At 38.5% G+C, this 16,270-nt stretch carries 10 protein-coding genes and 1 tRNA gene; 2 read left to right on the plus strand and 9 right to left on the minus strand.

Annotated elements, in window-relative coordinates:
* Positions 1 to 5: 5 nt before the first annotated feature.
* From Q0093_RS07475 to Q0093_RS07505, 7 genes are all read right to left on the minus strand, one after another.
* Entirely contained in the window at positions 6 to 2,348 is a 2,343-nt protein-coding gene (locus tag Q0093_RS07475) for a TIM-barrel domain-containing protein (protein WP_297929389.1), read from the minus strand.
* On the minus strand, positions 2,335 to 4,170 hold the full coding sequence (locus Q0093_RS07480; RefSeq protein WP_297929391.1) for a hypothetical protein: 1,836 nt from the start codon (positions 4,168 to 4,170) through the stop codon (positions 2,335 to 2,337). Before Q0093_RS07480 ends, Q0093_RS07475 begins: the two co-directional genes overlap by 14 nt.
* Positions 4,171 to 4,189: 19 nt before the next feature.
* Positions 4,190 to 6,274, minus strand: coding sequence for a T9SS type A sorting domain-containing protein (locus tag Q0093_RS07485; protein WP_297929393.1), 2,085 nt, complete (start codon positions 6,272 to 6,274; stop codon positions 4,190 to 4,192).
* Positions 6,275 to 6,381: 107 nt separating this feature from the next.
* Entirely contained in the window at positions 6,382 to 7,923 is a 1,542-nt protein-coding gene (locus tag Q0093_RS07490; protein ID WP_294176382.1) for a hypothetical protein, read from the minus strand.
* 35 nt (positions 7,924 to 7,958) lie between these two features.
* Positions 7,959 to 8,516, minus strand: a complete 558-nt coding sequence (locus tag Q0093_RS07495; protein ID WP_244925459.1) for a fasciclin domain-containing protein — start codon at positions 8,514 to 8,516, stop codon at positions 7,959 to 7,961.
* An 81-nt stretch (positions 8,517 to 8,597) separates the two neighbouring features.
* Positions 8,598 to 10,031, minus strand: coding sequence for a RagB/SusD family nutrient uptake outer membrane protein (locus Q0093_RS07500; protein WP_009318096.1), 1,434 nt, complete (start codon positions 10,029 to 10,031; stop codon positions 8,598 to 8,600).
* Between the two features lie 11 nt (positions 10,032 to 10,042).
* Positions 10,043 to 13,189: a TonB-dependent receptor gene (locus Q0093_RS07505; RefSeq protein ID WP_297929404.1), complete on the minus strand. Its 3,147-nt coding sequence runs from the start codon at positions 13,187 to 13,189 to the stop codon at positions 10,043 to 10,045.
* Between the two features lie 1,005 nt (positions 13,190 to 14,194).
* On the opposite strand from Q0093_RS07505, the gene Q0093_RS07510 reads away from it, so the two are divergent.
* Positions 14,195 to 14,440, plus strand: coding sequence for an RNA-binding protein (locus Q0093_RS07510; RefSeq protein WP_009318098.1), 246 nt, complete (start codon positions 14,195 to 14,197; stop codon positions 14,438 to 14,440).
* A gap of 346 nt (positions 14,441 to 14,786) precedes the next feature.
* Here Q0093_RS07510 and Q0093_RS07515 read toward each other — a convergent pair.
* Positions 14,787 to 14,858 (minus strand) — tRNA-Met (locus Q0093_RS07515).
* A 139-nt stretch (positions 14,859 to 14,997) separates the two neighbouring features.
* Positions 14,998 to 15,699, minus strand: a complete 702-nt coding sequence (locus Q0093_RS07520) for a porin family protein (RefSeq protein WP_270738561.1) — start codon at positions 15,697 to 15,699, stop codon at positions 14,998 to 15,000.
* A gap of 189 nt (positions 15,700 to 15,888) precedes the next feature.
* Here Q0093_RS07520 and Q0093_RS07525 point away from each other — a divergent pair, with 189 nt between their 5' ends.
* Complete coding sequence (locus Q0093_RS07525) at positions 15,889 to 16,059, plus strand: DUF362 domain-containing protein (protein ID WP_009318100.1); 171 nt, start codon at positions 15,889 to 15,891, stop codon at positions 16,057 to 16,059.
* Positions 16,060 to 16,270: the final 211 nt, after the last annotated feature.

Raw genomic sequence — 16,270 nt, forward strand, 5'->3', positions numbered from 1 at the left:
ACGCGTTATTTAAAATCGATTTTTATTTTTTCTCCTGTATAAAAAATTTCTCTTTCTATCGGGGTAGATTGTTCCGGGAAATAAACTTTTACAATTACTCGTTGATTTTCAGGCATATTCCGATACTTTCCTATACGATCTCCTAATGTTACACTTTTATCCGATTCATCCCACAAGACAGGACATATAGCAAACTCCCCGTTTTCATATCGATATGAGTCACCCTCATCATCATACCATTCGAAAGAAGCATCAGCCCCTGTATATATACGGAGTTCTACCTTCAGGTCAGGACATTCCGAAACATATTGTTTCACATCGGTCATAGGCAATATCGACCCGCCCCGCACAAAAAGAGGAATGACATCTAATGGCGACAAAGTTTTTTGCATACATCCTCCACGATATGCCTCACCGGAATAAAAGTCATACCAATACGTTCCGGAATGTTCGGGCAGATATGTACTCTTCTCCCGTGCACCGGGAGTCACGACAGGGCTAACCAGCAACGATGGACCGAACATATACGCATCGGCAATATCGTATGTAGATGTATCGGAAACAAAGTCCATACACAACCCTTTCATAACAGAGCCATGACGCTCTGTTACCTGCCGAGAGACGGAATAAATATAAGGTAACAATTTATATCGCAAGCGGATATATTTCAACTGTGTATCATAATATACAGAACCGGGTTCTCCGAATTGCCATATTTCTCTTGGTACATTCGTACCATGCGCCCGAAATAACGGAGAAAAACACCCGAACTGAAACCACCTAAGATACAATTCTTTATAGGCCGGATCATCCAATCCTTTCGGGAAACAAGCATCTCTTTCGGTTACAAAAAAACCTCCAATATCCGATGTCCAATAAGGAATGCCCGACATGGAAAGATTTATTCCCGCAGCGATCTGCTTGCGAAAATTCTCCCATGATGCAGATACGTCTCCCGACCACACCGCCGTCGCATATCGTTGCTGAGAAGCAAACGCCGACCGGGTAAGTATAAACACCCGTTTTTCATCATTTTCGGCACAAAGTTTATCATGTAAAAAACGTAACAATTCTAACGAATATACATTCAAATACCTATGAAATGAACCGATATACGTATCTCCGGCAGATTTTGTTTTCTCGGCCTGCTTCAACTGGGTAAACCCATCTCTGAAGGAAGGTTCTGTCGCATCCATCCACCATCCGTCAACACCTTGATCATATAGTCCTCGTTTCAAATGATTCCAGAATATTTCCCGAGCATAAGGATTGTAAGCATCAAACACTTTATAACCTGCCCAAGTAGGTTCATCAAACAAAGCGTGTATAGAATCAAGGTCTCTATAAACAGATGTTTCTTTTCCAAAACCAGGCCATACGGATAACGTAAAATGAACGTGATAATCATTCTGCAATCGAGCAATCGTCTCTTTAGGTCGGCTAAAATTCAACGTATCGAACATCAGGCCGTTCCAATGGGCCTTATCACCCCAATATTCCCAATCTTGTACAATATTGTCAAGAGGGATACTATCTTCCCGATAGCGTTTCACGACATTTTCTAATTCTGAGAACGAACGATAACGTTCTTTAGATTGCCAAAAACCGAAAACCCATTTACCGAACATCGGGACTCTCCCGGTAAGAGTTCGATAACCGGCGATTACCTCATCCATATTTTTCCCATAAACAAAATAATAATCTGAGGCATCTCCGACTTCCGAATCGAAACTGTATCCCTGTTCATTATCTCTAAAACGGGTTTCAGAATAATTATCCCATAATATCCCGTATCGGTTAGTAGAGATAAGAAATGGATTCACTATGTCCATATTTGCCTGTAACAAAAGAGCGGTATCACCGCGATAATTCATGACACCTGTTTGATATTGACCTAAACCATACAGACCTTCTTTCTCTGTCGGGATAAAGCGTTGCGTTACGTGCAAGCATGGTTCTTCGGCAACAGTATCTCTGCGGAACGTTCGAGCCTTCCCATTATTCTTCTCACGCAATAAAAGTCTGTCCGTACCGACCTCTCTAAATTCAAAGGCTTTCTCTTTTTTATCAAAAAGAATGATAAGTTCAGGAGTAACAAAACGGTACTCAGAAGAATTATCTTTTACAGTATAACCGGTATAACGAGGTAAGGAGGTATCTACAACAAGTCTTTTCGTAACCAAAGTATCTCCCGACGGATATGATAATATCCGGACTATCCGCGGTGAAAAGAATTCGACCCGATAATCAACGTTATCTTCCCGAAAAGATATTATACCTGTTTCCGAGACAGAACATCCGGACAACAGAAAAACAAGAAGAATACAAATTCGGTCAATCATTTTCATAATGCATCATCTGATATTGTAACATAATATTTCGAACATACCCCCGTCCTTTAATATAAAATGCCGGATTATTCTCTTTATAAAAGATATTTCCCTTATAAAGACGTATTCTAACAGGTTTCCATTGACCGGTCTTATTTTTGCGAATACTTCCTACAACACTATATTTATCCTTAGGTATCCTATTTGTTTCGGAATATATCCGAATGAAATCATCTCCTTCATCTAAATATTCAAAACATATATATCCCTCATAATTATATTTTAAAAGCTTATGATGCAAATCCTTCGGCAAATAAAGTTTCAAACTTTTGCCGACATCATATCCCTGTTTATCGAGCGAGTCCCGTAAAAGATCTTTTTCCGAAAGATTTAAATTTTCCCTCATCAAACGAGAAGACATTTTCAAGACATAATCCGTACAAGCTCTCAATAATCCGTCCGCCTTTTTATATTTTTCTTTGGAAATATACTTAGCTGCATCATTTAACATTCGTACTTGCTTTTTTTCAATGTCTATGCCTGAATCTTTCAATAAGGCAAACTGTTTTCGAAGATAAAACAACCGTTCCGGCAAAAGCAATCCCCTTTTATCTGCAATCTTTTCTTTAAATAAAGAGGAATAATACAATGTAGTTTCCAGTTCACGTATTCCGTTTTCACGTGTCGGAGCAATTTCATGACCTTCCGTAAAATCGCTCCATGACGCAATAAAAACCATGTCCAGACTATCCTTGTTCGCCATATTGAATCGCCACATTTTACGATATGTCTCTCCTCGATCTCTCGGAATATAAAAGAAATGCCCTCGTCCCCATCCTGCACATCCCCGATTATCCATACCGGGCATCACGAATCCCGACTTGATTCTGAAAACAGGATTCGGATTGTTCCAGATCGAATCACGAAATGGTTTCATAAATTCGATCAAATCTTCCGTTTCCGCATAATTATCCCAATAAGGATGAGCCGCATCCATTATGCGAACACGGGCAGGCAACCATGCTGTAGGAACTGCTCCCAAACCGATCCATTCATCAATTTCTTCGCTATGAGTAACCGGAATATAACGGTTATTTTCCAATCTGCCCCAATCTGCCCACCGACGTAAGACTACCGGAGCATTCATTCCTACAGGAATTCTGACTCTTTCATAAGCCCATTTATACTCTTCAACAGTCGCACCAGGACCAAATAGATAAAATACCGGATATCCTTTTACTATCGGAGCTGTAACTCCAGTAAAAACACTATCGATAAGGTATTGGTAACAACGTACATAATGCTCGGTCTTTTTTTCGCGAGTATTAATTTCAGGATAACGTTTGGTTATCCAATCATAATACAGCCAACCATCACACCAATTCACCCCGATTTCAAAATCGTATCGAGCCGCGACTTTTTGCATGGCTTTTAACAAGACATCATTCTCATGCCCCATAAATCCCCACTCGATAAAAAAGCCGTCGATCCCGGCAGTCTTTGCACTCAGAATTTGATACTCGATATAGTCTTCATCCAAATCGGACTGTATGCCGAGAATCGGATAATGAACCGATGCAATTTCATTCATATACGGCTCTTTATCTCCCGATAAATTATCTGCATTATAACACAAGGAATTTATCCCCGTATGAGATTTTCGGGTATCGGCATACATAGCCCAACGACCTAACATCCCGTCATGATTTCGGGTATAACGTACTCCATGATAATCGGCATATACTTTTTTGCCGTTCCCCGTATTCTTCGCTATCGTCGGATAACTTAATAGAAACAAAGACAAAAGCGGCATTAATCTATATAGCAGCCTTTTTTTCATGATCCGGATATTTTATCGGTTAACGGATAAACTTACATGAGGAATACTGGCTGTCCGAAACAATAACCGCAATATACACTCCCGAAGACAAACTTGTAAGATCTACTGTTTCAACCGCTTTTGTCACAAGCATATCACAAACCGAACTTCCCCCGGCAGCATTATATATCTGCAAACGAGCATTTTCCCCTGCATTAAGAATATTCAGGTTTTTCCCGGACATAAAAAGCCGTACAGATGCTTCGGATACCGATTTTGAAACAGCTCCCGATGTTGTCGAATAAACGGTAAAATCAAATGACAGATTTCTGATCTTAGAAACCTTCGAATCGTCTCCATAAAACGAAATATCGCTATTTCCCGATTCTGCTCCATATTTTACATTCTCTTTATATAAGCGTATTTTCGCAGTTTTCCATGCACCCAGTCCTTCATGCTTAAGTTGTGCTATCGTTTTGAACAGATCTCGGGGTTCTTTATATGTTCCGGATACGATATTGATATTCTTACCCCATGTGTCATCCCAATATTCGAAATTCATATATCCCTCATAATTCTGGGCAGCCAATTTACCTTTAAGATCATTGTCTTTTATCGTTACTCCGGTACGGCTATTAGACAATACATATTCACCGTCATCATTCAATGAGCCTGTAATCGTCAAACCGGCTGCATCGATATGATAACTTTCTGAAGTTATCCCTGCTTCCAACTGAGCAAACCGGTCTTTCATATCCTCAATCTCCGATTCTGCATCGGCGTAATCTCCATCGGATATAGACATGGCTATCTTATCAAGATCAGAAGTATAGGCAGAACCGTCTATGCCGCAAAGAGTAAAAAACTCAGCTTTCTTACGTAACTTAAATAGTTCGAGCGGTAGGGTTATACCCGATTCATCATAAGAGGTTTCGCCTTTAAACTGTGTCGCATATTTAAGCGTCATACGCAAATCACGATCTCCGTTCTCGACAGTCGGTTCGATTTCATGCCCTTCGGTATAATCATTCCATGATCCGATATAAATCATGTTTAACATATTCTTATATTTCAGATTCAATTCCCACATTCTCTCATAGGTATCTCCATTATCTCTCGGAATATAAGAAAGTTTTCCGGTCGTTGACCATCCTCCACACCCGTAGTTATTCATTCCGGGAGCTACAAATCCCGATTTGACGGGATATCCCGAACGCCATACCGTCGTAGCAAAAGCATTCAAAAATATTTCACAATCATCAGCAGAAGCATATCGGTGAAATTTAGGAGTCAGATGATAACCGGTACGTATGCGTTCAGGCATCCAAGGTGTAGGCACGACTTTATTTTCAGTCACCCATTCAGAACCGGCTTGTGTCAACGGACTTTTAGGAGTATATACATCGTTCGTCAAAGACGGGTTAAGTGTCGTACGCATAATTACATTCGGAAATTTATCCGTACCGCTTACCGGATAATTATCCGGATACGTATAAGTATGTTCACGAATCGTTTTAAACTCTTCGGCGGTAAATCCGTCATGAAACAAATAAAATACAGGTTTACCATTGACAATCGGTGCTGTCGAACCGGTAAACACATTATCTATAAGATATTGCATACAGGTAATAAAATACTCTACGTTCTCTTCTCGTGTACCGGCATGCCATCCCTTTTCCATCAACCATCCATCACAAATATTAACGCCCACTTCAAAATCATACTTTTTCGCAACCTCCTGAATTTTTTGCAAAAGAGTGTTCGATGTATGGTCTATATAACCCCATTCCACAAAAAATCCGTCAATCCCGGCAGTTTTGGCACTTAATACTTGATATTCGATATTATCCGGATCGTATTGCGATTGCATACCCACCAAAGGATATTCATAGGCCGCGATATTATGCTGTCCATTCGCCAAAATCAGATCAGGATTATACGTTAATTGAGTAACTCCTGACTTTTCCGGGCTGTAAGTCATTTTCGAAGCATACTTCCATTCTCCGAATTCACCGTCATAGAGACGGGTACGGCGGATTCCATGATAATCGGCATATACTTTTTTTTGCGAATAAACGGGAAAAAGTAAAACCGTCAGCAGAAATAAAGTCAACAATCTTTTCATAAAACACTATTTGAACAGAAGTTATACATTCTTGATTAGGATTACGAAAAAAGAGAATACACGGTATAGCATATAAAAATGCCATACCGCATATTTTCATTCAAGATTTATTTTTTCGGAAGCTTGATCGATACTGTTATGATACGGGCTGTCGGATTATTCGACACGACCTGCGTATCGCTCAAGATTTTCATTACACCGATACGGCCGCCTCCTGCAGTAGAGGTATCTACCGTTTTAAATGCAATTATATCTCCGACAACAAACGGATTGATTTTGTTCGATGTTATATTAGATGCAGAAATAGCATTCGATATAGACTCTGCCGTGGCATTATCGAAATCAAATCCGGGAACTGCCAACAAACGAGTTTTGTTTTGAACCTCCATATCTGCTACCGATCCGTTCTTTCCTTTAAATTCAGAACATTTCGTATCATTACCTCCATCTATTGCATACATACGCAATACCCCTTGTCCGCCATAAGCATAAAATTTGAGATCTACATTTGAAGCGTTGGCCGAACTTTCAAGTGCATAATCTACCGAATAAGTCTTCATATCTTTCAATGAGATCAAGGCATATACATCCGGATAATTTGCATTCCCATTAGCCAATATCTGGCTGCCGACAGAAAGATTAGCGACAAAATCCATATTGACAATCGCCGTCATCGTCGCCTCCGATGTCTTATCCACAACATCGGTAGCCACAATTTTCAGCTTAGATGTCGCATTCGTCAACAATACATCCAAAGATTCGGTAACCGAAAGAGGAGAGTCTGCAAAATCTTTCGTAGCGGCAAGCACCTCTTGCGAATCTTCTATACGATAAATTTTCACATTGCGGATACCGCGTTGAGATTCCATACGCAATGTAATCGCTTTCGTTTCATCCTTATCCGCAAATACAGTATCTTCTTTCAACGTAATAGTCGGAGGTGCCGGTGTCAGATAATTTACCGTCATCGTAACAATTTTCACTTGTCCGTAAACATCGGTAGCTTTTACTTTAAAACCTTTGTCCCCTTCCATATACATAATCTGCTCATCAAAAACATATTCGGTCTCAGCATTATCAAACTCGATCGGGAAACCATATTGCATTTGTCCGCTTTCCGACACAAGATACATCTCGATCTTCTGCAATCCGGCAACAGAGGTTACCGTGAAATGCGTTTTCGGCATATCCCCGCCAACCAACTCATCATAAGTAATCGATTCAGGGTCAAAGACTATCGACGGACCTTCTTTTATTCCCGTAACTCCTAACTCCAAAGTCGCTTTGGCTTCCCGGTTCAGTTTATCGATCGCAGTAACGACAAAAGCTTTATAATCTTCCTGATAGTTCAGGTTCTCAGACAGGCTATATGCCTTCTCATTAAAGAACGTCGTTACCGTTTTATAATCGATCATCCCTGTTTCCGTCTCGATTTGCATTATAACTTTTTTCAGTCCAAGCTCAGAACGGATAACAGCGACTACCGGCAAATTATCCACTTCATTCATATCGGCCTGAAGATCATCATAAGCAAACTTAATAACCGGCTGGCTCAATGACGGATCTAAGGTCTCTTCGTCATCTTTACAGCTCGAAAACGGTAAAATGCAAGCTGTAAGAAACAATATTGATAATATTTTTTTTAACATACGTTTATATATTAAGCGTTACTACTTATGATAAACTATTTTTTATAATAGCAATATGAGTCAAAGACATGAATTACACCGTTTACAGGCATAATATTGCTGGTGATAGCTGCTCTCATCGGAGAATTTCCATTTGTCCCCGTATCATTGATAATCACTTTACCCGCATCTGCTTGCCATGGATTTTTCCGTACCAGGATAGTCATAAGGCCTTCTTCTCCTCTTAGCAAAGTAAGAACATGGATCGCTTCTACGGGCAAATCTCCATAAGCGCTATAACTTCCTTCAATAATATGATACTGCAATAATTTTTTTACGCTTTCCATATCACAATCAGAAATAGATGATATTCCCGGAAAACGATCTGCCATAAAATTTTTCATGGCAGTATTGTTCAATGCCAAAAAAGTATATTCGGTATCAGTCTGAGTAAAATAATCTTTCATTCCGGTATATTCTATTGCTTCGATATAGGTTGAAAATATATCCGGACGAGAATTAATATACTCCCATGCAGTCATATTCACATGCGGATCAAGAACAGAACTTTCATAGTCGTAATTTTTCTGCAACGGCATGTCACAACTATTCATCGTACCGATAATGACCAGTAGAACCGCTATCTTATTTAATAAATTCTTCAACATGATTCTATATTTTAGATGTGGTTATTTTTACTTACCGTAATACGGATTCTGTGTTAATTTCGGATTCTCATTGATATGGGAATAGTGTATCGGGAAAAGTTCATTTCCATCTTGGTTCATTCCATTAATAGGCTCCATGACTTCTTTCCACTTTTTCGTACGCAACAAATCGAACCAACGGCGTCCTTCTCCGACCAACTCTATTTGACGTTCATCCAAAATATAATTGATAATATCGTCCTCCGAAGCAAAATCCATAGACGTAGCGGTTGTCAACCCGGCACGGTCGCGAATCTGTTTTACCAAATCCAACGCTTCTTCCCATTTTCCCATACGGGCACGCGCTTCGGCCTGTAACAAAATCATATCTGAATAGCGGTAAATAGGATAAGCCACTTCACATGTCTTATTTAAAGTCGTACTGATTGTTCCTCCGATAAATTTATTGAGCTCCCATCCATTTTGATAATACTGAGTTGTATATGCTTTTCTTAAATCATCATCAGAAAATTTTTCAAGAATAGCATCCGATAAAACGGCGGCACGGTTTCCCGATCCAGTAAACCATTGATACATATAACTATATCCACTCGATCCCACTTCGTCCATATCAAAATGAACAACAAAGATGAGTTCTTTAGTCGTGTATTCATCATTCTCAGGAGTATCATCCGAAGGTTTTCCGTTCAGCTCTTCCACAAACATTTTCCGCCAATTCTCAATACTTGTTTCAAGTTTCATAAACGTAGCGTCTCCGGACATCTTATCGATAGTCTGATCTGCCAAATTATACTCCTCAAGCCACATATACACATCTGCCATAATAGCCCAAACGCCATAAATAGAGATACGTTTCCGTTCCTTATTATTCGTTTTATCCATTAATTCTTCAGCCTTTTTAAGGTCTTCAAGAATCACATTCCTAAGGATATAATTTTTATCGGTACGCTCTTTATACAGATCAGTGCTATACTTTTCGTTCGGCTCGGTAAACAAAGGTACGTCTCCCCAAACGCGAATAGCGTAAAAATAACCGAGAGCTCTCATGGCATAGGCCTGTCCTAAATAATCGTTACGGGTAGCGATAGAAGGCATATCGACTGTCGGAATATACTTAATCGCCAAATTCGCCTGATTGATCATTTTATATAAATCTGTCCACTTGGCACATTCATGACTCGTCGTTATCAAGTTATCGATAACTCTTTGTTGATCTGCCGCAGAAGAAGAACCGGGAGACATATTGTCTGAACGGAACTCTCCCCAGTAGAAATAATTCTTCCGCATAGTCGTACGGAAAAGTCCGTAAATTTCATTTACTCCGGCTTTTACATCCCGTGAAGTTTGCCACATCTCTTCTACCGGTATTTCACTTATCGGCTCTTCCTCAAGAAATGCCTCGCAAGAACTCAACGAAAAAGCAAGTGCGGCAACTCCAAAAAATAACTTTATCTTATTCATAGTAGTTTCGATTAAAAATTAACAGACATACCTACACCATATTCTCTTTTTTTCGGGTAACGATAATTATCCCGACCGATTTGTAACGGATCGCTTGTCGAAAACTCCGGATCAAATCCCGAATATTTAGTCCAAGTAAGAGCGTTATTTACAAAAGCATACAGATTTATACCTTTTACACCACACTTCCGACACCAATTTTTCGGTAGGTTATAACTTAACCGCACATTCTGTAATCGGATGAAAGAACCGTCTTCGACATAGAAAGAGTTAGCATAACGGGCATTATCATATTCATCATTATAAGGTCTCGGATAAAGGGCTATATCTCCCTGTTTCAACCATGTATTATAAATTACATCCGGAGAAGGTGTCGTTCCGGTATATTTAAACATATTCCGGTTATGCTCACCGAAGTTGTAAATCTCTCCACCCAAAGAGTAATAAAAAGAAATAAACAAACTCCAATCCTTATACGTAAACTGAGTACTAAGACCTCCTGTAACATCAGGAAGTGCATTGCCGATAATCATACGGTCATTATCATCGATAATTCCGTCACGACTGCCTTCCGGTTCTTCCCAGTTAATATCTCCTCCGCGGAAAGGTTTTCCGTTCGGTAAAGTTTTCTGCAAGACTTTACCGGTATATTCCGTTCCATTCAATAAATATTTATTTTGAAATACACCATTTTCAAAAACCGGTGTAAGCTGTTGCCATGATCCTTCGGCAAAAGCATTAGACTCATCATATTGGAATACATTGATATATTTATATCCATAGAAGTCTCCGATACGTCCTCCTTCTTGCATCCACCATAAATCTCCTTCCAAATAAGCTTTACCTTCAGAAAGACGCTCTATCTGATTTATGTTTCGTGAAATATTAAACGAAGCATTCCATCGGAAATTTTTTGTACGGATGATATCTCCGGCAATAGCGACTTCGAATCCCCGGTTGCTGACCTCGCCCACATTGGTTTTCATCGTTGAAAAACCCGACTCCTTCGGAAGTTCATAATCTGCCAACAATCCCGAAGTATATTTGTCATAATAATCAAATGTAGCGGTAAGACGGCTATTCCAGAAAGAAAGGTCAAGGCCGATATCAAACTGTTTTGTCTCTTCCCATTTCAGGTTATCTTTACCGATACGAGTTGCAGAAACGCCTCCGACACCGTCATAAACAGTACTCGGAGAATAAGTATATACGTAATCGTAATTTCCGATAGACTCATTTCCGGTTACACCATAACTTACACGAATCTTCGCATCATCGAGTGCAGGTTTGGCAAATTGCATGAACTTCTCATCAGAAATACGCCAACCGACAGATGCAGACGGGAAATTCCCCCATTTATTATTCTCAGCAAAACGAGAAGATCCGTCTCGGCGCACATTTGCCGTCAATAAATAACGTCCTTTATAATCATAAGTTATACGAGCAAACAAAGAAGCTAAAGAATGACTCGTCTGCCATGTACCGGTAGAAGTTTGATTCAAATTAGACGCAAAAGCATTCATCGTATAAATATAATCGGTAGAAGAATTAGTCCCTACAAGAATTTCATTTTGATTTGACCAACGCTGAGCACTAAAACCCGCCATTGCAGAAAAATTATGGTCTCCCCATTTGTGGCTATAACTGAAATAATCTTCATTCATCCAATTCCAGCCTAAATAGTTATAAGAACCGCCTTCATTACTTTTTTGCCATTCATCCGTAATAATACTGGGATATAATTTCTTTCGTTTGCTAAGCGAGAAATTGGCATTGATATTCGTACGGAATTTTAAACCTTTATAAATGTCAAATTCAAAGAACTGATAAAAATTCCCTTTATATGCGTCTGTAAAATCTGTCGTATACTCGACTTGCGCAATCGGATTTTTCTGTCCGTTAAACACTCCCACAAGCGAGCCATCAGGGTAGTATGTCGAGAAATAAGGACGACGACTCAACATTGCATTTAATAATGCATTCTCGTTTATACCCTCTTTTTTAGAGTAAGTAAGAGCGATGCGGCTACCCATATTCATCCATTTTACCGGTTTGTAATCAGAATTAATACGAGTTGTCAACCGCTGAAATGCCGTATTAGGAACTATACCTCTTTCATTAAAATAACCGGTATTGATAAAATATTTGATTTTGTCGCTACCACCGCCCACGCTAATATCAACCTGATCTTTCTGTGCAGTTTGCAAAATCATATCCTGATAGTCATTATCTACATTAAAAAATACATTCAACGAGTCTTGAATCATTTGGATACTCTCATCTGCATTACCGATATTATTATCTAAAAAATACTGACGACGAGCATTATCATAATAACGACGATCAGCACGGTTTGCCTGAGCCAACTTATGAGACAATGTTCCCCATGAATGATTATACTTCACATCAATACGGGGCTTACCCGCTTCTCCTTGCTTAGTTGTAATGATAATCACACCATTAGCAGAACGAGAACCGTAAATAGCTGCCGAAGCTGCATCTTTCAAGATTTCCATAGATGCAATATCCGTTGGGTTGATTCCATCAATATCATCCAAAGGAATACCATCCACAATATAAAGGGGTTTTACTCCATCGGCAGAGAATGTAGATGTTCCACGTATTTTAATTGAAGAAGTTTCCCCGGGTTGACCAGAACCGGAAATAATCTGAATTCCGGCAGTCTGTCCTTGTAAAGCCTCAAACACATTCGTCGCCATCTTCTGCTCTATATCTTTACTGGATATAGAACTGATAGCGCCTGTCACATCTCGTTTTTTCATCGTTCCGTATCCGACAACGACTACTTCATCGAGATTTTTAGAATTTTCGGACAAAATAACTTTCATATCCGGCTTTGATGTAACCTCTTTAGTTACATACCCGACATACGAAACGATCAAAGTAGCACCGCTTTTCGATACTTTAATCGTAAACTTACCATCCAAATCGGTCGCTGCAACATTTTTTGTCCCTTTTTCTGTAACGGTAGCACCGGGCAATGTTTCCCCCGCCTCGTCCAGAACAACACCTTTCACACTTACTTTACCGGAAGTCTGCGCATTTATCGGCTGCACCAGCAATAAGAAATTGAAAAAAGCCATTAGGCATCCGACAATACGGACTATTCGCTCTGTTCCACTTTTCATGTTATGTATTAGTTTAGTAAAAAATTTAAACACTCAGATAGACATGGTAATAGATATCTACTTTTATTTACAAACTCCATCTTTTGTCCAAACAAACGTTCGTTTTACTAAACGGAATGAAAAGTCTTAAATATGTAGTGTTGGATATTCGATAAATATATTGATAACAAAAATTTGTGTAAAAATTAAAGAAGAAATTTGGTGAATAAAAAAAGTCCGAATAAACGAACGTTTATTTGGACAGTCTAATCAATCGGCATAAAAACAGATTTAGGCTCAATTTCACGGACAAATATATGGCATAAATTTTAAATAACAAATATGTGTGCGCACACACAAAACACACAAAATCACATATTTTATTATAAATCAAATGTTTATAAAAAATTATCAAGTATAAAATATGTTATTAAACATATTCTGAGATAATAATTCTACAATTAAAACAACATATTGTTATACTATTAATATAAAAAAGAAACACAAAAGCCATAAATGTATTCTTTCTATAAAAATATACCTATATATACAACCCGCTTCAAAGTCTTTTAATATTAATAGTGACGATATACAAACTATATTCAGAGTCTGTCGTCTAAATTTTGCTCAGACCATGTTTGAGAATTTCGATTGAGGATGTTTTTCTATTTTTACAAGGAGGATAGCGCGGGCTATCTAACGAGGGAAAACGGGAAAACAGACCGGAAGAAAACGCAAAAATGACCTGATAATATTTTTTGTCGGAAAATTTATACAGGTTCTAAGTTGGATTGGTAAAATGCGTAAAATAAAAAGCTAAATATTTAAATTATAAAGAAAATAAAGATAACATAGTATATATATCGATTATTATATCGTTATTTGCAATACAAACAAAGAGAGTTTATATCGCTCTTACTCTTCTATGAGGATTTTCTCAAACGCAAACCGTTGAGTATTTTTTTATCGTCGATCAAGATCTTTCCCCAAACCTCGTTGTTTCAATTTTTTATTATTTATTTTTATTTCATTCTTATGAATATTTACATTGGTAACCTTAGCTATAACGTTAAGGAGTCAGATTTAATCCAAGTTTTGGAAGAGTATGGTACAGTTAACTCTGTAAAATTAATTAAAGATCGAGAAACCGGTCGTTCTAAAGGTTTCGCTTTTGCAGAAATGCCAGATGACATGCAAGCAGCGAACACAATTAAAGAACTTAATGGCGCACAGTATGATAATCGTACGATGGTAGTAAAAGAAGCACGGCCTCGATTCTAAACTCTTGAACTTTCGTATTTTCATTATACGACTAAAAAATATCCGGACTTTAAAATCCGGATATTTTTTATTTCTAATATTTCCTGCCTTAGAGCTTGTCTAAATTTTGCTCGGGTCAGTTTTGAGAGTTTCTTTCGAAGATATTTTTCTGTTTTTACGAGGAGGATAGCAAGCTATCTGACGAGGAAAAACGGGAAAAAAGACCGGAAGAAAACACAAAAATGACCAGATAATATTTTTTTATCGGAAAATTTAGACAGGCTCTTAAAATCAATGCGAACCGCCCTCCCCAGCAAAGGCAATAAAATAAAAAAGAACGCCAACCACTTAGCGCTCTTAAACTTAGTTGCGGGAGCCAGACTCGAACTGACGACCTTTGGGTTATGAGCCCAACGAGCTACCACTGCTCCACCCCGCGATATTTACAGTGCAAATTTATAACATATTGTCCGATTATACAAGAAGAGAAATGTTAAATCTATATATTTAACACAGTATTGAATCCTAAACACAGAAAAATGCCATTTTCGAATCGAAAACGAGCAAAAAAATAGACTTTATTCGAAATAGAATGTAAGCACGACCATATTAGAAGATGCTCGCTTAATCGCTTGTGTATATTTATAATCTAAAGGATCGCGCAGATCAGGACGCTTATGCTGCAAAATATCGCCAAGACCGAAACAAAACTTAAGCTCCGGAATCAATTTAAAAAAAGGTAGGTAAATATCACATCCCAATCCTACTTGCAAATAAGTATCATAAGTCTTAAGCTTCAACAATTCATTTTTCTTTTTTGAAATATCAAAAGCCCCAGCAACTCCTGCAGTGATATAAGGACAATAATTATTCAGCCGTTTTGCACTATATTTTAGATCTATCGGTATCATAATATAATTCGACTTCAAATCTACAGTACGGCGTTCATCTGTATGATCTTCCCGAAATTCGACCGTTTTATTTCCAAAATACATGGTGGGACAGAAACGAAGATTAAGATATTTACAAAGATAAAGATCGCTGACCAACCCGACATTAAAGCCGGGAGAGAAAGAGGGGACTTCGGCATACCAAGTTTCTCCCGCTTCTGTTGTATATCCGGTATGAGTAAAGCCCAAATCTTGCGTATGCAATCCTACAGAGAATCCGAAATGTATCCTCCGCTGGTCAATATAAGGCAACCTTTCCAATTTACGTTTCTGCGCAATCCCTGAAACAGCCATCAATGACATTAAAAACAAAAGTATCGTCTTTCTCAATCGCGTCTCTTTTAATACATACATTAAACGGTGAAAAGTTTCTCTTATTGCCTGCAAAGATAACATTTTGACAAGTCCTGTCAGCGAGCCTCAAAATAAAAAAACCTCTTTTTATTTGAATGAACCGATAAAACTACTACTTTTGCAGAACATAATTAGTACTAATTCATCAATTAAAACTTAGAAACAATGGCTTACGTTATTAGTGACGATTGTATTGCTTGCGGAACTTGCATCAGCGAATGTCCGGTAGAAGCTATCTCTGAAGGCGATATCTACAAAATCGACCCATCGATTTGCGCAGATTGCGGAACTTGTGCTGACGCTTGTCCGACCGGAGCTATTCATCCTGCTGAATAAGCAATATAATCAAGATTAAAAAAACGAAAGACGGTTCTTCGAATCGTCTTTTTTTTATACCTCAATATCATCAATCGAGAATACCGCCATTAAATCAGATTTGCACAAATGTAATATAAAGAAAGTCGGTCGAAATATTTCGACCGACTTTCTTGTGAGCGGGAAACGGGACTCAAACCCGCGACCCTCAGCTTGGAAGGCTAATGCTCTA

Source organism: uncultured Coprobacter sp. (assembly GCF_947855755.1).
Lineage (GTDB): Bacteria > Bacteroidota > Bacteroidia > Bacteroidales > Coprobacteraceae > Coprobacter.

Bases quoted from the DNA above. Each gene is read 5' to 3' on its own strand.
- Q0093_RS07490 (WP_294176382.1), bottom strand. From the start codon at position 7,923: ATGTTAAAAAAAATATTATCAATATTGTTTCTTACAGCTTGCATTTTA.
- Q0093_RS07510 (WP_009318098.1), top strand. From the start codon at position 14,195: ATGAATATTTACATTGGTAACCTTAGCTATAACGTTAAGGAGTCAGAT.
- Q0093_RS07525 (WP_009318100.1), top strand. From the start codon at position 15,889: ATGGCTTACGTTATTAGTGACGATTGTATTGCTTGCGGAACTTGCATC.
- Q0093_RS07500 (WP_009318096.1), bottom strand. From the start codon at position 10,031: ATGAATAAGATAAAGTTATTTTTTGGAGTTGCCGCACTTGCTTTTTCG.
- Q0093_RS07495 (WP_244925459.1), bottom strand. From the start codon at position 8,516: ATGAATAGTTGTGACATGCCGTTGCAGAAAAATTACGACTATGAAAGT.
- Q0093_RS07485 (WP_297929393.1), bottom strand. From the start codon at position 6,274: ATGAAAAGATTGTTGACTTTATTTCTGCTGACGGTTTTACTTTTTCCC.
- Q0093_RS07475 (WP_297929389.1), bottom strand. From the start codon at position 2,348: ATGAAAATGATTGACCGAATTTGTATTCTTCTTGTTTTTCTGTTGTCC.
- Q0093_RS07480 (WP_297929391.1), bottom strand. From the start codon at position 4,170: ATGAAAAAAAGGCTGCTATATAGATTAATGCCGCTTTTGTCTTTGTTT.